The organism is Mesorhizobium sp. P2_F7, assembly GCF_056403695.1.
In genome coordinates this window covers 195,344-220,078 of record NZ_JBFUFA010000008.1, presented here as the reverse complement: position 1 = coordinate 220,078, position 24,735 = coordinate 195,344, and the positions used below count along the sequence as shown (strand labels likewise).

Below are 24,735 nucleotides of genomic sequence, written 5' to 3'. Positions count from 1 at the left end.
GAACATCACCAGCGAATTGTACGCAGGCCGCCCTGGCCCCGCCGGCGAGCGCAGCCGCGCCAGAATCTTCTCGAAGCGATACCACTTCACCAGCGACGACAGCCGGTCCAGCCGACCGCTCCGACCAAGACCCTGTGGCAGCAAAGCCTCCACAAAACTGAACTGACCGCTCGGCTTCGTCGTCATCGCAAAATCCCCGTTTCAAAAACAGGGAATCACATCCATCCAATTTTGCAACAGTCCCCTTGAGGGGGAGATGCCCGGTAGGGCAGAGGGGGGTGTGACGGATCGCGGCGTATGCGGGTATCGTCGCCACCAGAAGCCCTAATGCGCCTCATCCCAGTTGTTGGCCGCCCGTGCATCGACATGCAGCGGCACCGACATCGAGATGGCCGGCATCGGCGCGTTTTCCATCACGCGGCGCACCACGGGGATCGTCGCTTCGACTTCCGCTTCCACCGTCTCGAAGATCAGTTCGTCATGCACCTGCAGGAGCATGCGAGCCGACAGGCCGGCCTTCTCCAGCGCTTCGTCCATGTGCACCATGGCGCGGCGGATGATGTCGGCGGCGGTGCCTTGCAGCCGGGCGTTGATCGAGGCGCGCTCGTTGAACGCGCGGATCGACGGGTTTGACGACCTGATCTCCGGGTAGTGGATGCGGCGGCCGAAGATGGTTTCGACGAAGCCATGTTCGCGCGCATAGGCCTTGGTCGCCTCGATATAGTCGCGAATGCCGGGGAAGCGCTCGAAATACTTCTTGATGTAGGCGCCGGCTTCCTCGCGCGGGATCGACAGCTGGTTGGCCAGCCCAAAGGCCGAAATGCCGTAGATGATGCCGAAATTGATCGCCTTGGCGCGGCGGCGCACTTCCGAAGGCATGCCTTCGACCGGAACGGAAAACATTTCCGAGGCGGTGACGGCATGGATGTCGACGCCGTCGGCGAAGGCCTGGGTCAGCTGCGGTATCTCGGCGACATGGGCAAGCACACGCAACTCGATCTGGCTGTAGTCGGCCGAGACCAGTTTCTGACCCTTGTCGGCGATAAAGGCGGTCCGGATCTTGCGTCCCTCAGCGGTGCGCACCGGGATGTTCTGCAGATTGGGATCGGAGGAGGACAGCCGGCCCGTCGTCGTCGCCGCCAGCGCATAGGAGGTGTGCACGCGCCTGGTGTCGGGATGGATGAAGCCGGGCAGGGCGTCGGTGTAGGTCGATTTCAGCTTGGTCAGCTGGCGCCAATCGACGATCTTGCGCGGCAGTTCGTGGCCCTCCGCAGCGAGATCCTCTAGAAGCTGCGCCGAGGTCGACCACTGCCCGGTCTTGGTCTTGGAGCCGCCGGGCAGGCCCATGCGGCCGAACAGGATGTCGCCGAGCTGCTTTGGCGAACCGATGTTGATGCGTTCGCCGACAAGGCCGTAGATTTCCTCTTCCAGCCGCGCCGCGCCTTGCGCCAGTTCGCCGGAGAGACGCGACAGGATCTGACGGTCGACCGAGATGCCGCGTTGTTCCATCCGGGCCAGCACCGGCACCAGCGGCCGCTCCAGCCGCTCATAGACCGAGACTAGCCCCTTGGCCGCCAGCCGCGGCTTCAGCACCTGCCATAGCCGCAACGCCACGTCGGCATGCCCCGCGGCGTAGGCGGTCGCCCTGTCGATGTCGACCTGCTCGAAGCCGACAGAGCTTCTTCCCGAACCGGCGAGATCCTTGAGCGGGGTGGTCGCATGGCCAAGCCATTTGTCGGCAAGAGACGACAAAGTGTGGTGGCCGGTGCCGGCATCGAGCACGTAGGAGATCAGCATGGTGTCGTCGAAGGGCGCGATGTCGATGCCGTGGCGGCTCATGACGACGATGTCGTATTTGGCGTCCTGGGCGATCTTGAGGACCGATTTGTCCTCAAGCAGCGGCTTCAGCAGCGCCAGCGCCTCGCGGACGGGGATCTGATTCTCCAGCGTGCCGCCGCCGAGCAGGTCGCCGGCGCCGCTCTTGTGCGCCAGCGGCACATAGGCGGCGCGGCCGGGGCCAACCGCCAGGGAGAAACCGATGAGGTCGGCCAGCATCGGGTCCGACGACGTCGTCTCGGTGTCGAAGGCGACGATGCCGGTCTCCTTTGCCTGGGCCAGCCAGTTCTTGAGCGTTGCCGTGTCGCGGATCGCGACATAGGCGTTGGGGTCGATTTTGGCGGCGGACGCCGCTTCGTGACGAAGCGCTGAAAGCAGGGAAGGGGTATCGCCGGCCTTGGCTTCAGCTTGTGCTGCTTCGTTGGTTCCGTCGCCGCGAGCAACTGCCGGTGCACCAGACCCGACATCGGGGCCGTGCGCGGTGTCGGCGCGCTCGACTGTCACAGCGACCGCCTGGACATCGCCGGCTTCGGTGCTGGTCGCCTCAGCCACGCGGCGGGTCAGCGAGGTGAATTCCATGGTTTTCAGGAAGCCGATCAGCTTCGGCCCGTCCGGTGCATGCAGCACGAAATCGTCGAGCCCGTCGGTCACCGGCACGTCGTTCTTCAGCGTCACCAACTGGCGCGATATGCGGGCCTTGTCGGCATTGGCGATGATGGATTCGCGCCTTTTGTCCTGCTTGATCTCGCCGGCACGCGCCAGCAGCGCGTCAAGGTCGCCGAACTGTTCCAGAAGCTGCGCTGCCGTCTTCGGCCCGATGCCGGGCACGCCGGGCACATTGTCGACGGAGTCGCCGGTCAGCGCCTGCAGGTCGATCATCTTTTCCGGCGGCACGCCCCATTTCTCGATCACCTCGGGAATGCCGATCTGGCGGTCCTTCATCGGGTCGTACATGCCGACCGAGGGGCCGACCAGCTGCATCAGATCCTTGTCGGAGGAGATGATGGTGGTATCGGCGCCGGCCTCGTGGGCAAGCTTGCAATAGGTGGCGATGAGATCGTCGGCCTCAAACCCTTCCATTTCGATGCAGGGCAGGTTGAAGGCTACGGTCGCTTGGCGGATCAGGCCGAATTGCGGGATCAGGTCTTCAGGCGGCGCGTTGCGGTTGGCCTTGTATTCCGGGTAGAGCTCGTTACGGAAGGTTTTCGACGAATAATCGAAAATGACGGCGAAATGCGTCGGCACAGTGCCTACATCGGTGTTGCGGGCGTCCTGCATCAGCTTCCACAGCATGTTGCAGAAGCCGGAGACAGCGCCGACCGGCAAGCCATCGGATTTGCGAGTCAGCGGCGGCAGCGCGTGGTAGGCGCGAAAGATGTAGCCGGAGCCGTCGATAAGGAAGAGATGATCGCCTTTTTTCATGCCGGCAGGGATAGCGCGGCAGGGCGGCGCGGTCCATGGCAAAGGCAGGCTTCCAACAGGTGTTGCGGCGCCATCCTGACAGAGCCTGCCTGTGAATGCCTCGTTGCGGAGGCTCGGCCGCTCACAGCCATGTTACAAAAGTGTAATTTTCGTGCCCTTGAAACGCCACGTTCGAAGACACAAATACACGTCATCGGCAGTTTTCGCCGAGTCCGGAGCAAGGCCCGTCCCCCGCCTATCCCGGACAACTGCGGCAGCCTATCCCCCCTCTCCGGGCTGCCGCAACGTTTCGAGTAAAGGCCGCCGTGGTTCCCCCTCCACCACGGCGGCTCTTTTTTTGCCTTTCAACAAGCAAATTCCAGCCCGTGGTCTAACGATCGCGGGCTTTTCGTTTCGATGCGCTGCCTTTACGGTCCCGGCACCGAAAAGAAAGGCCCGCCGGACATGTCCACAATCTCCCCCGTTCTCGACCGTCTCGACAAAAATCTCGACCAGAGCCTGGAGCGCCTGTTCGGCCTGCTCCGCATCAAGTCGATCTCCACCGATTCCGACTATGCCGCCGACTGCCGCAAGGCCGCAGAATGGCTGGTGGCCGACCTCAAGCTGATCGGTTTCGATGCCTCGGTGCGCAACACGCCCGGATATCCGATGGTGGTGGCGCATCACGATGGCCCGGCCGGTTCGCCGCATGTGCTGTTTTATGGCCATTACGACGTGCAGCCGGTCGACCCGATCGAGCTTTGGGAAAACGACCCGTTCGCGCCGGCGATCAAGGAGGTCGGACCCGGCCACAAGGTGATCACCGGTCGCGGTTCGGCCGACGACAAGGGGCAGCTGATGACCTTCGTCGAGGCCTGCCGCGCCTGGAAGCAGGTGCACGGCAATCTGCCCTGCCGCATCACCATCCTGTTCGAGGGCGAGGAGGAATCCGGCTCGCCGTCGCTAAAACCGTTCCTCGAGGCCAATGCCGAAGAGCTGAAGGCCGATTTCGCGCTGGTCTGCGATACCGGCATGTGGGACCGCGAGACACCGTCGATCTGCGTCAGCCTGCGCGGCATGGTCGGCGAGGAGATCACCGTGAAGGCCGCGGATCGCGACCTGCATTCGGGGCTTTATGGCGGCGCCGCCGCCAATCCGATCCGCATCCTGGCGAAGATTCTCGCCGACATTCATGACGAGAACGGCCACATCACCATTCCCGGCTTCTATAACGGGGTTGAGGAAACGCCGTCGCAGATCCTGAAATCCTGGGAAGGTCTCGGCGAGACCGCCGAGACCTTCCTCGGGCCGATCGGACTGTCGATCCCATCCGGCGAAAAAGGCCGCTCGGTGATGGAGCTGACCTGGGCGCGGCCGACAGCCGAGTTCAACGGCATAATCGGCGGCTATACCGGCAAAGGCTTCAAGACGGTGATTGCCGCGGAAGCGTCGTCGAAGATTTCCTTTCGCCTCGTCCACAAGCAGGACCCCGAGAAAATCCGCGTCGCCTTCCGGAAATTCGTCGAGGCGCGCATTCCAGCGGACTGCTCGGTCGAATTCCACCCGCATGGCGGCTCGCCAGCGATCCAGCTGTCCTACGACTCGCCGTTCCTGGCCAAGGCCAAGGATGCGCTGTCGGATGAATGGTCCAAGCAAGCGGTGACGACGGGCAGTGGCGGCTCGATCCCTGTGGTCGGTGATTTCCAGACCTATCTCGGCATGGAATCGCTGATGGTCGGGTTCGGCCTCGACGACGACCGCATCCACTCGCCCAACGAGAAATACGAGCTGACCTCCTTCCACAAGGGCCAGCGCTCCTGGGCTCGTATTCTCGATGCACTGACGCGCTAGGGGCGGAAAACCAGTTTCTGGTTGATTTTTCAGCGGATCGCGGCGAGGACGGCCGTAAACCGCGATCCGGAGAAAAAGATGAGCGACATCCGCTTCCATAAAAACGACCTGCCTGACCTGTCCCACTACAATGTCGACGCGGTGGCCATCGACACCGAGACGCTGGGGCTGAACCCGCATCGCGACCGGCTCTGCGTGGTGCAGATCTCGCCGGGCGATGGGTCGGCCGACGTGATCCAGATCGCGCCCGGCCAGAAGAAGGCGCCGAACCTGGTCAGCCTGCTGCGCAACCGCGGCATCACCAAACTGTTCCATTACGGCCGTTTCGACCTCGCCGTGCTCTACAATGCCTTCGGCGTCATGCCGGAGCCGGTGTTCTGCACCAAGATCGCCTCGCGGCTCACTCGCACCTACACCGACCGGCACGGCTTGAAGGACATCTGCTTCGAACTGCTCGGCGTCGGCCTGTCGAAGGTGCAGCAATCGTCGGACTGGGCGGCCGAGACCTTGTCGCCCGAACAGCTCGAATATGCCGCCTCCGACGTGCTCTATCTGCACCGGCTGCGCGACGTGCTGGCTGGACGCCTAGTGCGGGACGGGCGGAGCAAGGAAGCCGACGCCTGCTTCCGCTTCCTGCCGACGCGCGCCAAACTCGATCTGATGGGCTGGGGCGAGGAAGACATCTTCGCCCACAGCTGACGGTTCCGGTATCTCGGCCGGTCTGGAACCGGATGCGGGCGGCGGCGTTCTGTCGGCTGCAGATGCTTGTTCTGCGCGAAGAGGGGATCACATGGCAGACCGAAAGCCGATAGCAACCGCCCCGACGGACGGGTCCAAGGTCACGGTGCTCTGGAAAGGCGGCGACGGCGTCGTCAGCGAATCCGTGGGGCAGTTTCGCGACGGCGCCTGGTGGGTCTACACCGACAGCGATACCCAGAAGAAGGTCCAGCCGACCAGCTGGCGGCCTGCCTCCAGCGACGATGACGACGACCAGTAGCACCGCTGGCAGCGTCGCGCGCTTTAGCATAGCCTGAAGTCGTTGATAACGAGGCCGATTCGGGGCCTTCCGCTCCGTCGCCGCCTCTCTTCCTGGAGGGACTCGCCATGGGCATTGAAAGCCTTCTCATCTTCCTGATCATCGGCGCCATCGCCGGCTGGCTCGCCGGTCTCATCGTCTCGGGCTTCGGCTTCGGTCTGCTCGGCAACATCATCGTCGGCATCATCGGCGCTTTGATCGCCGGCTGGCTGTTCCCAAGGCTGGGCTTTGCCATTGGCGGTGGCATTCTGGCTGCCATCATCAACGCCACGATCGGCGCCGTCATCCTGCTGGTTCTGGTCAAGGTCCTGAAGCGAGCGTGACGCTCGAAGTTTTTTGCACCAACGGGAGCGCGCCATGAAACAGAATACCCTTTATCTCATCATCGGCGCGCTCGTGGTCGCGGTCATCGCGCTCGGCATCTATGTCTATCACGAACAGACAAAGCCCAAGGGCGTCGAGCTGAAGATCGACGACAAGGGTATTTCGATCCAGCAGAATTGAGCATTTCAGCCTGGCTGGGCTCGCTACCTGCCGCTGCGCAGATGCACGGTGGCAGACGCCCGGCTCAAGCGTCGTGAACAGCGCGGCATTGGTAGCCGGCGTTCTCGGATTTTAGAAATTCTTAAGGAATTTCAAAAGGGTGCATAAACCCTGCTTTAACGCGCCCTTAAACCGCCGCATCTACCCTTCAACCCGAGCGCCATTGGCACCGGGAAGACAGCGCAACGCATGGCGAACCGCAGAGACAGTCGCATCGAACCCAGCTTCGAGGGATCGCGCCCCGCGAAATCCCAGGACGGGTTTTCGGTGAACGAGGAGGATCGCGTCGTGCCGGGCAATCGCAAATCCTCCGCGGGACGCAAACCGGCCAAGGGAAAATCATCGCGCGGCAGGCGCGGTAAACCCCGGCGCGGCCTGTTCGGCGTGATGGCCCGGATGCTCTACTGGTGCTTCGTGCTCTGCATCTGGGGTGGCATCGCGGTGGCCGGCATCGTCGTTTACTACGGCGCCAAGATGCCGGCGGCCACCACCTGGTCGATCCCCGACCGCGCCCCCAACATCAAGATCGTTTCGGTCGACGGCCAGCTGCTTGCCAACAGGGGCATGAGCGGCGGTGAGGCGGTCGGCCTGCACGAAATGTCGCCCTACATTCCCGAAGCCGTCATCGCCATCGAGGACCGCCGCTTCTATTCGCATTTCGGCATCGATCCGATCGGCCTGTCGCGCGCCATGGTGACCAATGTGTTGGGCGGGCACTTCTCGCAAGGCGGTTCGACGCTGACCCAGCAGCTGGCCAAGAACCTGTTCCTGAAGCCCGACCGCACGCTGGAGCGCAAGGTGCAGGAAGTGCTGCTGGCACTGTGGCTGGAGCACAAGCATACCAAGGACCAGATCCTCGAAATGTACCTCAACCGGGTCTATTTCGGCTCCGGCGCCTATGGCGTCGAGGCGGCCTCGCGCCGCTATTTCGGCAAGAGCGCGCGCGATGTCACGCTTTCCGAGGCAGCCCTTCTCGCCGGCTTGCTGAAAGCGCCGTCACGGCTGTCGCCGGCGCGCGACCCGAAGGCAGCAGAGCAACGCTCGCAGCTGGTGCTGGCCGCCATGCGTGACGAAGGCAAGATCAGCGCCAAGGAACTGACCTCGGCCATGAGCGCGCCGGCGACGCGCGCGCCGTCTTACTGGACCGGTTCGGAAAACTATGTCGCCGACACCATAATGGAAGAACTGCCCGACCTGATCGGCGACGTGCGGAGCGACATCGTCGTCGACACCACCGTCGACCTCAATCTGCAGAAGCTTGCCGAACAGTCGATCCGCCGGCTGATCGACGAAAGCGGCAAGAAGCTCAATGTCAGCCAGGGCGCGCTGGTGTCGATCGACAATTCGGGTGCGGTGCGCGCCATGGTCGGCGGCTACGACTATTCGACCAGCCAGTTCGACCGCGCTTCGGAAGCGCGCCGCCAGCCGGGCTCGGCGTTCAAGCCGTTCGTTTATATGGCGGCACTCGAAGCCGGCCGCACGCCCGACAGCGTGCGCAATGACGCGCCGATCAAGATCGGCAAATGGACGCCGGACAATTACGGCGGCAAGTATTTTGGCAAGGTGACGCTGGCGACCGCTTTGGCGAAGTCGCTGAATTCGGTCGCTGCACAGCTGACAATGGAGGTTGGCCCCGACTCGGTGGTCGAGGCGGCACACCGCATGGGCATCCAGTCCGAGCTGACGGCCAACACTTCGATCGCGCTTGGCACCTCGGAAGTCACGCCGCTGGAGCTGACCTCGGCTTACGTGCCGTTCGCCAATGGCGGCTACAAGCCCGACATCCATTTCATCCGCCGCATCACCACGACCGAAGGCAAGGTGCTCTATGACGACAATGGCGGCAGCGCGCCGCGCGTCGTCAAGCAGGACATTGTCGGCATGATGAACTCGATGATGACCGGCACGGTCGAGACCGGTACGGCGAAGAAGGCGGCCTTCGCCTGGCCCTCGGCCGGCAAGACCGGCACCAGCCAGAATTCGCGCGACGCCTGGTTCGTCGGCTACACCGCCAATCTCACCACCGGCGTGTGGTTCGGCAATGATGACGGCACGCCGATGAAGAAGGTCACCGGCGGCGCGCTGCCGGCGCAGGCCTGGCACGAGTTCATGGTTGCCGCGCATGAAGGCGTGCCGGTGAGGCCGCTGCCCGGCACGTGGAAATCAACGCCGCCTGATACCATCGTCCCCGACGAGATACCGTCGGCCGGCAACAATCAAGTAGCGCCGGTCCCGTCGGCATCGGTCGGCCAATCAGCTCCGGCGGCTGCCCCAGCGGCTCCCGCGACCGCCCAGGCACCTACGCCTCCGGCGCGCGCTGTCCGCCCGGCCGAAACGGTTGATGCCGATGGTTTCGATATGCCCGGTGACGGCGGCACCACCGCCTCGATCAAGCATCCGGTGCCGCCCGGCAGCGTCGGCGGCCCAACCAAGAAGCGCAAGACGTCGATCCTGGATATTTTGGGCGGCGGCTGATGGCGAGCGAGCCTGTTCAGCCCGATGATGTGAGAGACTACAAGCGACTAGGCATGTGGCAATCGTTGTTGCTGCTTGGGATGACAGTCCTTGTCGTTGCCATTCGGCACCTGCCATATCTCTACTTTCCCAATCCAGCGTACCTCGATCAGGAAAGAATCGGCGCGATATACGGCTCCTTCATCATGGGGATTTTTTTGCCTTATGGTCTGGCGTGGGGCGTTGCGCGCTTGGCAGGGCGTTCTCGTAGCACGTTCTTATGGGTTCTTTGGTCGCTGGCCGGTTTGGTCTTTCTTCTGAGTCTCGGCCTGCTTGTGGCTTGTCCGACCTGCTATTGAAAGGCTAGGGCGCGGCCGGCTCCCTGGCCTCTTGGTGGCCCTCGCAATCTTAGCCATATTCGGTTAGATCACGCGCCGGAGACCACGCTATGGCTGAGACCGACACCAGAAAAACCATCGTGCTGACCGGCGCTAGCCGCGGCATCGGCCACGCAACGGTCAAGCGCTTTTCGCGTGAAGGCTGGCGGGTCATCACCTGTTCGCGTCAGGCCTTTGCCGAGGACTGCCCGTGGCCGGCCGGCCCGGAAGACCACATCAAGGTCGACCTCGCCGACCAGGAGGATGTCGGCATCGCGGTCTCGGAGATCCGCCATCGGCTGGAAGCGCATGGCGGCCAGCTGCACGCGCTGGTCAACAATGCCGGCATCTCGCCCAAGCTGAAGGACGGCAACAGCCGGATGAACTCGATCGACACGCCGATGCATGTCTGGCGCGACGTGTTCCAGGTCAATTTCTTCGCGCCGATCATGCTCGCGCGTGGCCTCTTCAAGGAGCTTGCCGCAGCGAAAGGCTCGATCGTCAACGTCACCTCGATCGCCGGCACCCGCGTGCATCCTTTCGCCGGCACCGCCTATGCGACCTCGAAGGCAGCACTTGGCTCGCTGACGCGCGAGATGGCACATGATTTCGGCCCGCATGGCATCCGCGTCAATGCGATTGCGCCGGGCGAGATCGACACCGCGATCCTGTCGCCGGGCACCGACAAGATCGTCGAGACGATCCCGCTCAGGCGCCTTGGCACCACGGCGGAAGTCGCCGACATCATCTTTTTCCTGTGCTCGCAGCAGGCGTCCTATGTGACGGGCTCGGAAATCCACATCAATGGTGGCCAGCACGTCTGAGCACGGGCAAGCTGCTCATCCGGCCATGGTGAGAACAGCCTTGCCGCTGAAGCTGCGCTGTCGCAGGGCGTCCAGGGCCTGGCCGATGTCTGTCCAGGGCATGGTCAGGGACACGCGGGTTTCCAGCCGGCCAACCGCGACCAGAGCAAGCAGTGAGGCGATATCGGCGCCAATGGCTGGACCTGATGTGTAGTAGGCGAAGGTCTGAAGCCGCGCGCCCTCGTGGCCGGGAACGAACTGCCTGAAGCCAATCGGCGTCAGTTCGCCGCTGCTTGAGCCGAACATGACGATGGTGCCGCCCGGCGCGACGCGTTCGATGGCGTGAGCGAGGCTTTGGCCGCCGACCGACTCGGTGATCAGCGAGAACGGCCCCTCAGCCAGCTCGATCGACTCTACAACCTGCTGGGCTCCGAGGCCGCGGAGATCCTCGGCGTGCCGGGTGGCGGCGATGGCGGTCACCGTCGCGCCTTGCTCGCGGGCGATCTGAATCTGGAAGCGGCCGACCGCACCACTGGCGCCGGTGATCAGGACGTGCTGTCCCGCGAGGTCGCCGCCGTGGCGCAAGACCCTCAGGGCAGTCGTGCCCGCAACCGGAAGCGTGGCGGCGGAAGCGAAGCTGACCTTGTCCGGGATGACGGCGACACGGTCGGTTGAAACGGCGACATGTTCGGCCCAGCCGGCCTCGTCGACCAATGCCACAACCCGGGCGCCCACGGCTGGCCCGGAGCCATCGGCAGCTGCCTCTTCGACAATGCCGACGACGTCCTGACCAGGTATCCAGCCCTCCGGACGTATGGTGAGCAGCCGCAATTCGCCGCGGTTCAACGAGGTCGCATGGACTGAGACAAGCGCTTCGTTCGCAAGCGGACGGGGTTGGTCGACCTCGGCGAGCCTCAGCCCGCTGGGGCTGTCGGGGGACATGACGAGGGCGCGCATGGGTCATACCTTCAATCTGGTTTGTAGACCCGGACCCTATCGACTCTCCCGAGCAAAGAATTTAGCTATCATGGCGAATAGTCGCTAAAATCAGTCAATCATGAAACAGCCACTTCGCTACCCCTGGGTCGACTTCGATGTCGATGATGTGCTGACGCCAGCCATTGCTGTGCGGGTCGACATACCCGAGACCAAGGCGGAAGCGGGCGTCCATTGGCACCGCAAGGGCCAGCTCGTCTTCGCGCTCGGCGGCGGTGTCACTTGCCGTGTCCCGAGCGGTCTATGGATGGTGCCGCCGCATTGCGGGGTGTGGATTCCCGGCGGGATGGAACACAGCAACATCGCCACCGCCAATGCCCGGATTTTCTTCGTCTATGTCGAACCCGGAGCCGCCGATCTGCCGGACCGCTGCCGCACGCTGTCGATCTCGCCAATGCTGCGCGAGCTGATCATCGAGCTGTCCGACTGCGCGCCGGACGATGCAAGGTGCGCCTTCCTGGGAAGCGTCCTGCTTGCCGAACTGCCTGATATGCCGGTCCAGCAGCTGCATCTGCCGATCTCCGCCGAGCCGCGCCTGCGGCGGATCGCCGAAGCGTTGGCTGAGGACCCAGCCGACCGCAGCACGCTGGCGGAGTGGGCCAATCGCCTCGCGCTCTCAGAAAGCAGTCTTGCCCGTCTGGTGGTGAAGGAGACCGGCTTGAGCTTCGGCCGCTGGCGCCAGCAATTGCACCTGATCGTCGCCATACGCGAGTTGGCCTCCGGCGCCAGCGTACAGCAGGTCTCGGGCGATCTCGGCTATGAATCGGTGACCGCCTTCATCACCATGTTCAAGAAGGCGCTGGGCAAGCCGCCGGGAAAATATCTCAGCGATATCGCGCAGAATGGCGGTTCCGCATTTGCCACAGATCAACCTGGATTGGACAAGAACGCGTAGCTCAAATCGGCTGTGGTTTGACGTCCTTGGCCAGTTCGTCCGGCAGCGAAGAGGTCGGGGCCATCACCACCTCGACAATGCCGCGGGCGATTTCGCGCTCGCCCATAATAACGGTGTCGGCGCCGAGCCCCTTGAGATGCTCGACCTCGGCGTCGGAATGGGCCCGCGCAATGACGTTGATGGCGGGATTGGCGGCGCGAGCCCGGAGCACGATCTGCCCGGCCTCAAAGGCGTTGGGGATGGCAAGGATCAATCGTTTGGCGCCCTGCGGATTGGCGGCGGCAAATACGCCGGCATTGGCGGCATTGCCGGAGACGGTTTCGACGCCGTCGTCTCTCAGCCTCGCCAGCGTCTTGTCCGCGTCCTCAATGACCAGGAAGGGCAGCGATGCAGCTTTCAGCGCAGCACCCACCAGGCTGCCGACGCGGCCGTAGCCGATCAGGATGGTGTGATCGGAAAGCGTCGTGTGCGGTGGCGGGCCATCCTCTTTGGCCGCGGCGGCCACCGAGGCAACTTGTCCCGGCTGTGTCGCCGGGTCGACCGGTTTTGCCTCTTCCGGTGGCGCTGCCTTGGCGCTACGCGCGTCCAGCCATGGCTTCATCCAGTCGAGAGCCAAAAACATCAACGGATTGACGAGAATCGACAGGATGGCGCCGGCCAGGATCAGGTCGCGGCCCTGTTCGGGCAACAGTTTCAGTCCGACGCCGAGTTCGGCCAGGATGAAGGAGAATTCGCCGATCTGGGCGAGGCTGGCCGAGATCATCAAGGCGGTCGCCAGCGGATAGCGGAAGGCGATGACGATGACGAAGGCGGCCAGCGACTTGCCGATGACGATGATGGCCAGCGTCGCCAGGATCGGCCAGCCATTGCTCATCAGGCTGAACGGGTCGAACAGCATGCCGACCGAGACGAAGAACAGCACCGAGAAAGCGTCGCGTAGCGGCAGCGATTCTTCCGCCGCGCGGTGGCTGAGTTCGGATTCGCTCATGATCATGCCGGCGAAGAAGGCGCCGAGCGCCAGCGAGACGCCGAACAGTTTGGCGGCGCCGAAGGCGACGCCGAGCGCGATCGCCAGCACCGCCAGTCGGAACAGCTCGCGCGAGCCGGTATGGGCGACATAGTGCAGGATCCACGGAATAACCCGACGACCGACCACCAACATGACGACGACGAAAGCGACAACCTTGGCCAGGGTAAGGCCGACGACGCCCCAGATGCCGTAGCTGGCAGGTAGCGACAACAGGCTCGCATGATCATCGATCTGTGGCTGGCCGCCGAGCACGCCGGCCAGCGCCGGCAGCAGCACCAGGGCCAGCACCATGGCCAGGTCCTCGACGATCAGCCAGCCGACGGCGATGCGGCCGCGCTCGGTCTCGATCAGTCGCCGCTCCTGCAGCGCGCGCAGCAGGACCACGGTGGACGCCACCGAAAGCGCCAGGCCGAAGACCAGGCCGGCGCCCATCGACCAGCCGAGCATCCAGGCCAGGCCGACGCCGAGCGCGGTGGCAAAGCCGATCTGGACAATGGCGCCGGGCACGGCGATGGCGCGGACCGAGAGAAGATCCTTCAGTGAGAAATGCAGGCCGACGCCGAACATGAGCAGGATGACGCCGATTTCGGCCAGCTCATTGGCAAGGCTGGCATCGGCAACAAAGCCAGGCGTGTTCGGCCCGACCAGCACGCCGGCGACGAGGTAGCCGACCAGCGGCGGAATGCGAAAACGGTTGGCAAGTGCTCCGAAGATGAATGCCAGCCCCAGACCGGCGACGATGGTGGCGATAAGGGGCGTGTCATGCGGCATTGTCTATGGAGCGCCTTTCAAAAACAGGGATGTCGGGGTGCGTCGCCCGAAGCCGCCGCCTTTGCAATATGCTGGAGGGGGTGCCGGCGATGCAACCCGCAAGGCGGAAATTGGTGGCCATACATGCCGAAAAACGAAAGGCGCGCGCAGCAAAACTCTTGCGCGCGCCGCATAGCTGAAGCCGGATAGTCATCCGGTTGGAGTTCAGGCCGCCTGCAGCATGGCCTCGATGTCGATCACGGCGTGATTGGTCAGTGTCTTTGGGATTTCGGCCTGTACCTTGTCGGTGACTTCCTTGTGCAATTTCTTGCGCATCGTGCCGAGCACCAGGGGTGGCGCAATCAGCACGATGTTGTCGAAGATGCCGTTATGGGCGAACTTGTAGAGCCGGTCGGCGATCTCCTCGGCGAAGCGTTCCTTGCCCTGCCGGTGCCAGTCGGTATCCTCGCCCGTGCTGCGGTTGCCGGATGCGCCGTCATTGTAGCGGCCGGGGCTATCGCTGCCTTGCTCGCGCGTTGCCGGATTGTCCTGCTTCATCTCCTGGAAGAGCTGCAGGTTCGGATAGAGATTGTCGCCTTCGTTCTTCAGGAACAGCGCTTTCTCGCCATCGGCCACCATGACCAGAAGGCCATGTTTCAGGTTGATTTTGTTCATTGCGCGCTCCTGCTTGAAGGTTTCATCCAGCCAACGATTGTCAGCTTCGGCAAGGTCAGAACGCGTGGTGGAGCCGGAACGTTCCACTGTTTTGCCGGAGCCGGCAGCGGCCCCCGCTCCGCGACGATTCAACGGACTTGGCAGAGCGAAGCGCCTCCGACGGCTTTAATCTACTAAATTGGTAGAATTTAGAAAAAACAATTTTGCGGCTCGGGTCACTCCTGGATAAAAGAGCCGCAGAACAAGGCCTGCGGCAGCAGCTTGAATCCGCCTGGTATGCGGATGTGGAATATTTTTCTCTTGGCCTTCCGGGTTGCGGAAAAGCGATTGCCTCCCGTCAGGCGATGCGCGAGTGGGTTCCTTCAGCTTTTTCACGCTCGCGCGTAAAACTGCCAAACTATTCCGGAATCTGTTCGTCATGTCGCAGGCCAATCCCAAGCTCAACGCATTCCCGGTGTTCATGCGGGTCGAGGGCGAAGCCGTGGCCATCGTCGGCGGCGGCGACGAGGCTTTGGCCAAGGCGCGGCTGCTCGATCAGTCGAGCGCTGCGCTGCGCATCGTCACCGATGCTGCCGACGCCGAATTGCTGAGCTTCATCGCCGCGACCGGCGCCACCCACATTGACGCTCCATACGATGCCGCGCATCTCGAAGGTGCGGTCATGGTGCTTGCCGCCAGCGGCGACGAGGCGCTCGACCGCCGCGTGGCCGAGGATGCGCGCGCCTTGAGCATTCCGGTCAATGCCGTCGACCGGCCGGAGCTCTGTGATTTCTTCACCCCGGCGCTGGTCAATCGTGCACCGGTCGCCATCGCCATCGGCACCGAGGGTGCCGGGCCCGTGCTGGCGCAGATGCTGCGCAGCCGCATCGACCGGATGCTCGCGCCGTCGCTCGGGCCGCTGGCAACGCTTGCCGCCTCGTTTCGCGGTGCAGCCGAAAAGCTGCTGCCGAAAGGCAATGCCCGCCGCCAGTTCTGGGGGAGTTTTTTCCAGGGCGCGCCGGCCCGTGCCGTCGAGGCCGGCGAGCTTTCGCAGGCGCATGATGCCGCCGTCGATCTGTTGCTGTCGAAAGCTCCGGTTTCGGGCCATGTCGCCCTGGTTGGCGCCGGTCCCGGCGCCGAGGATCTTTTGACGTTGCGCGCTCATCGCCTGCTGATGGAAGCCGACGTCATCGTTTATGACGCGCTGGTGCCGGAGGCGATCGTCGCCATGGGCCGCCGCGACGCCGAGCGCCTGCCGGTGGGAAAGCGCAAGGGCTGCCACTCCAAGAGCCAGGAAGAAATCAATGCGCTGCTGGTTGAACTCGGCCGCGACGGCAAGCGCGTCGTGCGTCTGAAGTCGGGCGATCCGCTGGTGTTCGGCCGCGCCGGCGAGGAAATGGCGGCATTGCGTGATGCCGGCATCGCCTATGATGTGGTTCCGGGCGTCACCGCGGCCTTCGCCGCCGCCGCCGATTTCGAACTGCCGCTGACGTTGCGCGGCGTGTCGTCGTCGATGGTGTTCACCACCGGCCATGATCTCAAGGGCAATTCGCTGCCGGATTGGGCCAAGCTTGCCATTTCCGGCGCCACCGTCGCCGTCTATATGGGCCGCTCGGTCGCGGCCGAGGTTGCGGGGCGGCTGATCGAGGCCGGCCTGTCGCCGGATACGGCGGTCGCCGTGGTCGAGAATGCCAGCCTGCAGAACCGCCGCCGTTTCCACGGCACGCTGGCCGACCTGCCGTCGCTGGAAGCGCGCGCCGATCTGACCGGTCCGGTGATGACCATCATCGGCGACGCGGTTGCGGGCGCCAATTTTGAACGTTCCGAGCCGCTCGCGGCACATAGTCATGAGGGCGCTGCCAACGCGGCTGCCGCAGAGGTCGAACAATGAAGATACTGACCGGCAACCGTCTCACCGACGGCATCGCCGTCTGGTATGCCGATGGCGGCTGGGCCGAAACGGTGGACCACGCCGATCTCGCCCATGACAAGGCGGCCGAGGATCGGCTGGAAGCGATCGGCGCCAAGGCCTATGCCGACAATGAAGTGGTCGACGTCAACCTGATCGACGCTGAGGTCGTCAATGGCGTCGTCGAGCCGGTGCGGTTGCGCGAAAAGATCCGCGCTGCTGGCCCGACCATCCGCAACGATCTGGGCAAGCAGGCCGAGCGGGCGGCATAGCCGGGATTTTGAGTGAAACGGGCGGACGCGCCCTGAAAGACGAAGCATGTACCGTTACGATGAGTTCGATCACGATTTTGTCCATGCCCGTGTCGCCGAGTTCAGCGACCAGGTCGAGCGCCGGCTGTCCGGCAAAATCACCGAGGACCAGTTCCGGCCGCTCAGGCTGATGAACGGCGTCTATCTGCAACTGCACGCCTACATGCTGCGCATTGCGGTGCCCTACGGCACGCTGAACGGCAAGCAGCTGCGGATGCTCGGCCACATCGCGCGCAAATACGACAAGGGTTACGGCCACTTCACCACGCGCCAGAACATTCAGTTCAACTGGCCGGCGCTGTCCGACATTCCGGCGATCCTGGCCGATCTCGCCAGTGTGGAAATGCACGCAATCCAGACCAGCGGCAATTGCATCCGCAACGTCACCGCCGACCATTTTGCCGGCGCCGCCGCCGACGAAGTTGCCGATCCGCGCCCCTATGCCGAGATCCTGCGGCAGTGGTCGTCAGTGCATCCCGAATTCTCGTTCCTGCCGCGCAAGTTCAAGATCGCGGTGACCGGGGCCGAGCGCGACCGCGCCGCCATCCAGACGCATGACATCGGCCTGCATCTGAAGAAGAACGCTGCCGGCGAGCTCGGCTTTGCCGTCTATGTCGGCGGTGGCCAGGGCCGCACGCCGATGGTGGCCAAGAAAATCCGCGATTTCCTGCCGGAAGCAGACCTTCTGTCCTACTGCACGGCGATCCTGCGCGTTTACAACCTCTATGGCCGCCGCGACAACAAGTACAAGGCGCGCATCAAGATCCTGGTGCACGAGACCGGCGTCGAGGAAATCACCCGCCAGGTCGAGGCCGAATGGCAGGAACTGAAGGACGCCGAGCTGAAGCTGCCGGATGCCGACATCCGTGCCATCGACGCCTATTTTGCGCCGCCGGCACTAGCCGATCGGCCGGAAGGCGACGCCGCTATCAAACTGGCGCGGCTTGATTCCAAAAGCTTCTCGGACTGGCTCGACCAGAATGTCGTGACGCATCGCCATCCCGACTATGCGGCGGTGACGATTTCGCTCAAGGGCATTGGCGAAGTGCCGGGTGACGCCACCGACAGCCAGATGGAAGCGGTCGCGGACATCGCCGAAAAATTCGCTTTCGACGAGCTGCGCGTCAGCCATGAGCAGAACCTCATCCTGCCGCATGTGGCGCGCGCCGATCTGAAGGCGGTCTATGACGCGCTGGTCGATATCGGCCTGGCGACGGCCAATTCCAACCTGATCAGCGACATCATTTCCTGCCCCGGCCTCGACTATTGCGCGCTGGCGACGGCGCGCTCGATCCCGATCGCCCAGGAGATTTCGCTTCGCTTCGCCTCGCTCGAGCGGCAGCGCGAGATCGGCGAACTGAAGCTGAAGATCTCCGGCTGCATCAATGCCTGCGGCCACCACCATGTCGGCCATATCGGCATTCTCGGCGTCGAGAAGAAAGGCTCCGAGCTCTACCAGGTGACGCTTGGCGGCTCGGCCGACGAGAATACCTCGGTCGGCGAGATCATCGGCCGCGGCTTCTCCTCGGAAGAGATCACCGATGCCATCGAGCAGATCGTCGACACCTATCTCGGCCTTCGGCTCAGTCCCAGTGAAAGATTCATCGACGCCTACCGCCGTGTCGGTCCCGCGCCGTTCAAGGAGGCGCTCTATGCTGGCGAAACCAAGGCCGCTTGACCGTATCGTCGACGTCGATGACAGCATCGCCGCGAAAGCGGCGGGCTTCGATGCGCTGTACGGACATCTGAAGCCGCTTGAGATCATCGAACGCGCGGCCCGCGAGCTGTTTCACGATGAAATCGCGGCAGTGTCGTCCTTCGGCGCGGATTCGGCGGTGCTGCTGCACATGATCGCCGAGGTCGACCGCACGCTGCCGGTGATCTTCCTCGACACCGGCAAGCATTTTGAGGAGACGCTCGGCTATCGCGATGCGCTCGCCGCCGATTTCGGGCTGACCAACATCAGGGTGATCAAGCCAGAGGAAGCGGCGCTCGAACGGATCGATCCGACTGGCGATCTGCACCAGACCAACACCGACGCCTGCTGCGACGTGCGCAAGGTCGAGCCGCTGGCGCGCGGCGTAGCGCCCTTCCGCGCCTGGTTCACCGGGCGCAAGCGCTTCCAGGCCTCGACGCGGGCTGCACTGCCGGTGTTCGAGGCGGTCGGCCCGCGCGTGCGCATCAACCCGCTGGCGCACTGGACGACATCCGACCAGGCCGACTACATGCGGGCGCATGCGTTGCGCGAGAACCCGCTGGTTGCCTACGGCTATCTGTCGATCGGCTGCTTCCCGTGCACGCAGCCGGTGCAGCCGGGCGAGGATGCGCGCAGCGGCCGCTGGGCCGGTCATGCCAAGACAGAGTGCGGCATTCACCTCTCCGGGTTGGAGAAGTCGCTGACTGACGCATCCCTTTAGGATATGCCGATATTCAGGTGAGGCCGGTCTGCAAATGGCGGCGTCCTGCGCTTCCCGTGCTCACGTACTTCAAGTACGCTCCGCTCCGGTTCTCGGTATCAGCCATTTTCGACTCGGCCTGACCTGAATCTCAACACATCCTCAGCTTGTTTGAATTTTAGGAATTTTTGATGACTGAACCGACGACACCGGAGACCCGGCTCTGGACCCCGACGGGTTTTCGCGAGGATGAGTGGGCGCATGCCGAAAGCGCCGAGGCGCTTTCGAGCAATGGCCGCTTCATCCTGCCGCTGCAGGCGTTTCTCGGCCTCGATCCAGAGGTGCGCCGCTCGGCCAAGGAGCGCCTTGGCGTTGCGTTGCAGCCCGGCGACCAGCTGGAAAAGATCGCCGATCTGCTCGACCAGCTGTCGCTGGTGGCGCTGGCCTTTCCGGCCTTCAACGATGGCCGCTCGTTTTCCAAGGGCGAGCTGCTGCGCAGCCGCTACCATTTCGAGGGCGCGGTCCGTGCCACCGGGCAGGTTCTTGTCGACCAGTTGCCGCATATGCTGCGGCTCGGCTTCGACGAATTCGAGATTTCCAATCCAGTGCTGCTGAAGCGGCTCGAAGAGGGCCGCGTCGGCGGGCTGGGGCTGTATTATCAGCCGACCGAAGCGTCTGAGCCGAAGGGGCCGAAATACTCCTGGCGGCGGCTGCGGGACAACTGACGCAGCGGCAATTCCACCCGCCTTTACATCGGCTGAAATCAAGCCTTCTCTTGGCTGTCACGACGGAAACATCCGCGGGACGCCAGGGAGGAAGCCATGGATTTCGACTATGTCATCGCCGGCGGCGGCTCCGCCGGCTGCACGCTTGCCGCACGGCTTTCGGAAGACGCGTCGAAAACCGTCTGCCTGATCGAAGCCGGTGGCGAGGGCAGGAACCTGCTCATCCGTGCGCCGGCAGGCATCATCGCTTTGCTGCCGGGCCGGCCGAAGATCAACAATTGGGGATTGCAGACGGTGCCGCAGCAAGGGCTCGGCGGCCGCAACGGCTACCAGCCGCGCGGCAAGGCGCTTGGCGGCTCCAGCGCCATCAACGCCATGCTTTACACGCGAGGGCACCGCGGCGATTACGACGAATGGGCCGACCTTGGCTGCCAGGGCTGGTCGTGGGACGAGGTGCTGCCCTATTTCAGGCGTGCCGAAGGCAATCAACGCGGCGCGGACGCGCTGCATGGCGGCGACGGGCCGCTCAGGGTCGGCGAACAGCAGGAGCCGCGGCCGATCTCAAAAGCCTTTGTCGAGGCTTGTGGCGAAAACCAGATCCGCCGCAATGACGATTTCAACGGGCCGGAACAGGAAGGGGCGGGGCTTTATCAGGTCACACAGTTCTGGGGCGGGGCCAGGAATGGCGAGCGCTGCTCGGCGGCCGCCGCCTATCTGCATCCGGCGATGAACCGGCCGAACCTGACCGTTATCACCGGCGCGCATGCGACCGGCATTGTGCTCGACGGCAAACGCGCCAGCGGGGTGCGCTATCGCAAGGGCAACAGCGAAGCGGTGGCGAAAGCCAGGCGCGAAGTCATCGTCTGCGGCGGCGCCTTCGGCTCGCCGCAGCTTCTGCTGTTGTCCGGCATCGGCCCGGCAGCCGAACTTGCCATGCACGGGATTCCAGTCATCCACGAACTGCCCGGCGTCGGCAAGAACCTGCAGGACCATCTCGATTTCATCCTGGCCTGGAAATCGCGCGAGACGGATCTGATGGGCATCGGTTTGCGCGGTCTGCCCGCCCTGCTCAGGCATATGCTGCGCTGGCGCAGAAACGGCATCGGCATGATCGCCACGCCCTATGCGGAAGGCGGTGCTTTCCTCAAATCCGATCCGGCGATCGACAGGCCCGATCTGCAACTGCATTTCTGCATCGCCATCGTCGACGATCATGGCCGCAAGCTGCATCTGGGCTACGGCTTTTCCTGCCATGTCTGCGTGCTCAGACCGCATTCGCGCGGCGAGGTCGGGCTGTCGAGCCCGGACCCGCTGGCGCCGCCGCGCATCGATCCGCGCTTTTTATCCGACGAACGGGACGGTGCCCTGCTGCTCAAGGGTGTCAGGATGATGCGCGGCATATTGGAGGCGCCGGCACTGGCGAAATACCGCGACAAGGAGATCTATACCGCCGGCGTTTCCGCTGATGCCGAGTTGATGGCGCACATCCGCGCCCGCGCCGACACGATCTATCACCCGGTCGGCACTTGCAAGATGGGTGTCGATGCCATGGCCGTCGTCGATCCTGAGCTCAAGGTGCGCGGGCTGCAGGGACTGCGTGTCGTCGATGCCTCGGTGATGCCGACCTTGATCGGCGGCAATACCAATGCGCCGACCATCATGATTGCCGAAAAGGCGGCTGACATGATCAGGGCCGCTGCCTGATTTCCCGCTTGGTGGTCGGACCAACGTTGCCGTTTCCCGCTGGATGCGTTGATGGGTCGCCCAACTCACCTCCAGAAAACTCAATCTGGTCAGACCAATTGTGCGATTTGGGCTTTCCCTGTCACGAGCCTGCCCTTAGGATAGGGTCATTATTTCGCGATCCGAAATAATGGCCAGCAAGGGAGGAGACCGGCATGGCAGGCAAAAAGATATTGATGCTCGTTGGCGAGTTCAGCGAGGAATATGAGATTTTCGTCTTTGAACAGGCCATGCATGCGGTTGGCCACACCGTCCATGTCGTCTGTCCCGACAAGAAGGCCGGCGACATCTTGAAGACTTCGCTGCACGATTTCGAGGGCCACCAGACCTATACGGAAAAGCTCGGCCACGACTACATCCTGAACAAGACGTTTTCCGAGGTCGATCCGGCGCAATATGATGCCGTCTATGCCGCCGGCGGGCGCGGTCCCGAATATATCCGCATCGACAAAAGGGTGCAGGCGCTGGTCAGGCATTTCCATGAGACCGGCAAGCCGATCTTCACCATCTGCCATGGCGTGCAGATCCTGATTGCGGTCGACGGCGTGGTGCGCGGCCGGGAAGTGGCGGCGCTGCAATATTGCGAGCCGGAAGTGACGCTGGCCGGAGGCATCTACATCGATGTCGCGCCGACCGGCGCCCATGTCGACGGCAATCTGGTGTCGGCCAAGGGTTGGCCCGGCCTTGCCGCCTTCATGCGCGAATGTCTGAAGGTGCTCGGCACCGAGATCCGCGACGGCAAGGCGCTGATGCGCGACGAGCGCAAGGCCGCCTGAGCCGGTTTTTGGAAGATGCCGCCGCGCCTTTGGTGCGGCGGTTTATTCTAGGCTAAGGCCCGCGCTTCGCGAAACGAGATCAGCTTGCGGCGCTGTTCGTCCCATAGCGCCAGCTTGACGCAGCGCAGGCTGTCGAGCAGCGTGACGCGGCCGATGCCGCGCAGTTCCGGATAATCGCGCAGCACTTCCTGCAGCCGGTAACCCGGCACCTTGGCCGAGAGATGGTGGACGTGGTGGACGCCGATATTGCCGGTGAACCAGTTCAGCACTGGCGGCAGGTCGTAATAGGACGAGCCGTGCAGCGCGGCATGCTGGAACTCCCACTCTTCGTCTTTCGCCCATTCCGTCTCCTCGAACTGGTGCTGGACGTAGAACAGCCAGATGCCCGCCGAACCGGCGAGGACGACGATGGGCAGATGGACAATCAGGAAAGCGCCGGGGCCGATCCACCAGATGAGCAGGGCTGCGGCAATCGCAATGGCGAGATTCGTCGTCATCGACGACACCCAGGGCGTCAGGCCGCCGCGCATCATGCCGATCGGAAGTCTCTGCTCGAAGATGAACAGCCAGATCGGCCCGAGGCCGAACATCACCAGCGGATGGCGGTAAAGACGATAGGCCAGGCGCCCGCGCCATGACAGGCGCCGGTACTCGGCCAGGGTCAGCGTGCGGATGTCGCCCATGCCGCGTTCGTCAAGATTACCGGCGCTGGCATGGTGCACGGCGTGGGCGCGTCGCCAGCAATCATAGGGCGTCAGCGTCAGCACGCCCAGCGCACGGCCGATCCAGTCGTCAGCGGTGCGGTTGGCGAAGAAGGAACCGTGGCCGCAATCGTGCTGGATCATGAAGATCCGCACCAGAAAGCCGGCAGCGGGAAGGATGAGGACCAGGCCCCACCAGTGGCCGTAGGAATAGGCGGCCGAAGAGAGCGCCCAGAGCGTAACGAAAGGAATGAGGGTGATGGCGAGTTCGAGAGCGCTACGCCGCCGGTCGGGCTTCTTGTAGCGCGCCAGAATCTTCAACCAGGCGCGCTTGCTGTTTGCGGCCGTCTCGGGGGAAATCATGTTCATCAGGAAGCATAGGCGTGGCTTGCCGTTGCCGCAAGGCACAGCTCACGCTAAATTACTGCGCGTAATTGTCACGCGATCCGGTAGTTGCGCGTGCCCGACGCGGCGCTACTGCCGGCGCTGGCCGCCTGCCACGCTGGCTTCTATGCCATCCAGACGGTCGAGCAGATCCCGAAAATGCTCCGGAATGTCGGCCTCGGTGCGGAATGCCGGCAAGCTGCGCAGGAAGCGCTTCGTTGCCTCGGTGCCGAACTGGCGCCTGAGATCGGCGGCGAGCTCTTCGCTCCTGTTGCCGTTGTTGCCTGTCATTGTCCCAAAAATCCTGTGTTGGCTTCGAAACTCCTCCGGCCACGAAATGGTTCCCCCATAGCGGGGTATTGGCAAGCAAAGCCGGCAATCACGGTAAAATTTGAATTAATTTTGAAGGATCTTCGCGATCGGGGCCAAGGTCCTCCGAATGGCTCCAAGCATCGCTTGCCCCTTGATTTTTGGCCACCAAACCTCGATATCGGGCGCAAATCCAAACCATTCGAATGACGGGAAATGGCGATGAGCGACCAGACAAAAGACGAACGCGCGCCCGAGGATATCGAAACGGCCGAGGCCGAGCGCACGCAAGGCGGCATCGACGGCGACTATGAAGCGCTGGTGCGGCTGCTGAAGGAAAATGAAGAACTGAAGGACCGCGCGCTGCGCGTCGCGGCCGAGATGGAGAATTTGCGCCGCCGCACCGCCCGCGATGTGCACGACGCGCGCGCCTATGCGGTGGCCAATTTCGCCCGCGACATGCTGTCGGTGTCGGACAATCTGCGCCGCGCGCTTGATGCCATTCCGGCCGAGGCCAAGGCGGCCGGAGATGCCGGCTTCAAGGCGCTGATCGACGGCGTCGAGATCACCGAGCGCGCCATGCTGTCGGCGCTGGAACGGCACGGGGTGAAGAAGCTTGACCCGGAAGGCGAGAAGTTCGACCCGAATTTCCATCAGGCGATGTTCGAGGTGCCCAATCCCGATGTGCCCGCCAACACCGTGGTCCAGGTCGTGCAGCCGGGCTATTCGATCGGCGAGCGCGTGCTGCGGCCAGCCATGGTCGGCGTCGCCAAGGGCGGCCCCAAATTCGCTGCCGCCGAGACGCCGGTCGAGCCGGGTCCGGTGAATGATGAGGCCGAGAGGGATGCGTGAGTA

General features: G+C 63.5%; 23 protein-coding genes and 1 pseudogene. 17 read left to right on the top strand and 7 right to left on the bottom strand.

Annotation, left to right across the window (positions count from 1 at the left end; translation table 11 throughout):
• A pseudogene (locus tag AC1DZ8_RS24395) lies at positions 1–186 on the bottom strand (IS5/IS1182 family transposase); the annotation flags it as partial.
• Between the two features lie 138 nt (positions 187–324).
• Positions 325–3,258 carry a DNA polymerase I gene (gene polA / locus AC1DZ8_RS24390; RefSeq protein WP_477305136.1) on the bottom strand — a complete coding sequence of 978 codons (2,934 nt, stop codon included), beginning with the start codon at positions 3,256–3,258 and terminating at the stop codon, positions 325–327.
• Between the two features lie 444 nt (positions 3,259–3,702).
• Here polA and AC1DZ8_RS24385 point away from each other — a divergent pair, with 444 nt between their 5' ends.
• From AC1DZ8_RS24385 to AC1DZ8_RS24350, 8 genes are all read left to right on the top strand, one after another.
• Complete coding sequence (locus AC1DZ8_RS24385; RefSeq protein WP_477305138.1) at positions 3,703–5,088, top strand: M20/M25/M40 family metallo-hydrolase; 1,386 nt, start codon at positions 3,703–3,705, stop codon at positions 5,086–5,088.
• A gap of 78 nt (positions 5,089–5,166) precedes the next feature.
• Positions 5,167–5,787: a ribonuclease D gene (locus AC1DZ8_RS24380; protein ID WP_477305140.1), complete on the top strand. Its 621-nt coding sequence runs from the start codon at positions 5,167–5,169 to the stop codon at positions 5,785–5,787.
• A gap of 91 nt (positions 5,788–5,878) precedes the next feature.
• Positions 5,879–6,085: a hypothetical protein gene (locus AC1DZ8_RS24375; protein ID WP_477305142.1), complete on the top strand. Its 207-nt coding sequence runs from the start codon at positions 5,879–5,881 to the stop codon at positions 6,083–6,085.
• A gap of 107 nt (positions 6,086–6,192) precedes the next feature.
• Positions 6,193–6,447, top strand: coding sequence for a GlsB/YeaQ/YmgE family stress response membrane protein (locus AC1DZ8_RS24370; RefSeq protein ID WP_477305144.1), 255 nt, complete (start codon positions 6,193–6,195; stop codon positions 6,445–6,447).
• A gap of 34 nt (positions 6,448–6,481) precedes the next feature.
• Positions 6,482–6,628 carry a hypothetical protein gene (locus AC1DZ8_RS24365; protein WP_477287638.1) on the top strand — a complete coding sequence of 49 codons (147 nt, stop codon included), beginning with the start codon at positions 6,482–6,484 and terminating at the stop codon, positions 6,626–6,628.
• Positions 6,629–6,856: 228 nt separating this feature from the next.
• Positions 6,857–9,142: a transglycosylase domain-containing protein gene (locus tag AC1DZ8_RS24360; RefSeq protein WP_477305146.1), complete on the top strand. Its 2,286-nt coding sequence runs from the start codon at positions 6,857–6,859 to the stop codon at positions 9,140–9,142.
• A complete protein-coding gene (locus tag AC1DZ8_RS24355; RefSeq protein WP_477305148.1) occupies positions 9,142–9,480 on the top strand; it encodes a hypothetical protein in 339 nt (112 codons plus the stop codon). The genes AC1DZ8_RS24360 and AC1DZ8_RS24355 overlap by 1 nt, the downstream gene beginning before the upstream one ends.
• Before the next feature lie 89 nt (positions 9,481–9,569).
• A complete protein-coding gene (locus AC1DZ8_RS24350; RefSeq protein ID WP_477305150.1) occupies positions 9,570–10,322 on the top strand; it encodes an SDR family NAD(P)-dependent oxidoreductase in 753 nt (250 codons plus the stop codon).
• A 15-nt stretch (positions 10,323–10,337) separates the two neighbouring features.
• Here the strand turns inward: AC1DZ8_RS24350 and AC1DZ8_RS24345 are convergent, their stop codons facing one another.
• Positions 10,338–11,258 (bottom strand): zinc-binding dehydrogenase, encoded by a 921-nt coding sequence (locus AC1DZ8_RS24345; protein ID WP_477305152.1) that lies wholly within the window; start codon positions 11,256–11,258, stop codon positions 10,338–10,340.
• Between the two features lie 100 nt (positions 11,259–11,358).
• Here AC1DZ8_RS24345 and AC1DZ8_RS24340 point away from each other — a divergent pair, with 100 nt between their 5' ends.
• Complete coding sequence (locus tag AC1DZ8_RS24340) at positions 11,359–12,192, top strand: AraC family transcriptional regulator (protein ID WP_477305154.1); 834 nt, start codon at positions 11,359–11,361, stop codon at positions 12,190–12,192.
• A gap of 1 nt (position 12,193) precedes the next feature.
• Here the strand turns inward: AC1DZ8_RS24340 and ybaL are convergent, their stop codons facing one another.
• Both ybaL and AC1DZ8_RS24330 read right to left on the bottom strand, forming a co-directional pair.
• The gene (gene ybaL / locus AC1DZ8_RS24335; RefSeq protein WP_477305156.1) at positions 12,194–13,993 is read right to left on the bottom strand and encodes a YbaL family putative K(+) efflux transporter; all 1,800 of its coding nucleotides are present in this window, start codon (positions 13,991–13,993) and stop codon (positions 12,194–12,196) included.
• A gap of 204 nt (positions 13,994–14,197) precedes the next feature.
• Entirely contained in the window at positions 14,198–14,647 is a 450-nt protein-coding gene (locus tag AC1DZ8_RS24330; protein WP_352585682.1) for a host attachment family protein, read from the bottom strand.
• A gap of 418 nt (positions 14,648–15,065) precedes the next feature.
• On the opposite strand from AC1DZ8_RS24330, the gene cysG reads away from it, so the two are divergent.
• The 7 genes from cysG (at position 15,066) to AC1DZ8_RS24295 (ending at position 22,486) form a co-directional block, all read left to right on the top strand.
• Positions 15,066–16,517, top strand: coding sequence for a siroheme synthase CysG (cysG, locus tag AC1DZ8_RS24325; RefSeq protein WP_477305158.1), 1,452 nt, complete (start codon positions 15,066–15,068; stop codon positions 16,515–16,517).
• Entirely contained in the window at positions 16,514–16,807 is a 294-nt protein-coding gene (locus tag AC1DZ8_RS24320; RefSeq protein ID WP_477305160.1) for a DUF2849 domain-containing protein, read from the top strand. The genes cysG and AC1DZ8_RS24320 overlap by 4 nt, the downstream gene beginning before the upstream one ends.
• A 46-nt stretch (positions 16,808–16,853) precedes the next feature.
• On the top strand, positions 16,854–18,524 hold the full coding sequence (locus tag AC1DZ8_RS24315; protein WP_477305162.1) for a nitrite/sulfite reductase: 1,671 nt from the start codon (positions 16,854–16,856) through the stop codon (positions 18,522–18,524).
• Positions 18,499–19,263, top strand: coding sequence for a phosphoadenylyl-sulfate reductase (locus AC1DZ8_RS24310; protein WP_477305164.1), 765 nt, complete (start codon positions 18,499–18,501; stop codon positions 19,261–19,263). Before AC1DZ8_RS24315 ends, AC1DZ8_RS24310 begins: the two co-directional genes overlap by 26 nt.
• Positions 19,264–19,433: 170 nt before the next feature.
• The gene (locus tag AC1DZ8_RS24305) at positions 19,434–19,967 is read left to right on the top strand and encodes a DUF934 domain-containing protein (RefSeq protein WP_477305166.1); all 534 of its coding nucleotides are present in this window, start codon (positions 19,434–19,436) and stop codon (positions 19,965–19,967) included.
• A gap of 96 nt (positions 19,968–20,063) precedes the next feature.
• Complete coding sequence (locus AC1DZ8_RS24300; protein WP_477305168.1) at positions 20,064–21,671, top strand: GMC family oxidoreductase; 1,608 nt, start codon at positions 20,064–20,066, stop codon at positions 21,669–21,671.
• Positions 21,672–21,865: 194 nt separating this feature from the next.
• Positions 21,866–22,486, top strand: a complete 621-nt coding sequence (locus AC1DZ8_RS24295) for a DJ-1/PfpI family protein (protein ID WP_142868981.1) — start codon at positions 21,866–21,868, stop codon at positions 22,484–22,486.
• Positions 22,487–22,533: 47 nt separating this feature from the next.
• On the opposite strand, the gene AC1DZ8_RS24290 is transcribed toward AC1DZ8_RS24295, so the two are convergent.
• On the bottom strand, positions 22,534–23,556 hold the full coding sequence (locus tag AC1DZ8_RS24290; protein ID WP_477305170.1) for a fatty acid desaturase: 1,023 nt from the start codon (positions 23,554–23,556) through the stop codon (positions 22,534–22,536).
• A 105-nt stretch (positions 23,557–23,661) separates the two neighbouring features.
• Positions 23,662–23,862 carry a hypothetical protein gene (locus tag AC1DZ8_RS24285; protein WP_477305172.1) on the bottom strand — a complete coding sequence of 67 codons (201 nt, stop codon included), beginning with the start codon at positions 23,860–23,862 and terminating at the stop codon, positions 23,662–23,664.
• A 240-nt stretch (positions 23,863–24,102) separates the two neighbouring features.
• Here AC1DZ8_RS24285 and grpE point away from each other — a divergent pair, with 240 nt between their 5' ends.
• On the top strand, positions 24,103–24,732 hold the full coding sequence (grpE, locus tag AC1DZ8_RS24280) for a nucleotide exchange factor GrpE (RefSeq protein ID WP_477305174.1): 630 nt from the start codon (positions 24,103–24,105) through the stop codon (positions 24,730–24,732).
• Positions 24,733–24,735 lie beyond the last annotated feature (3 nt).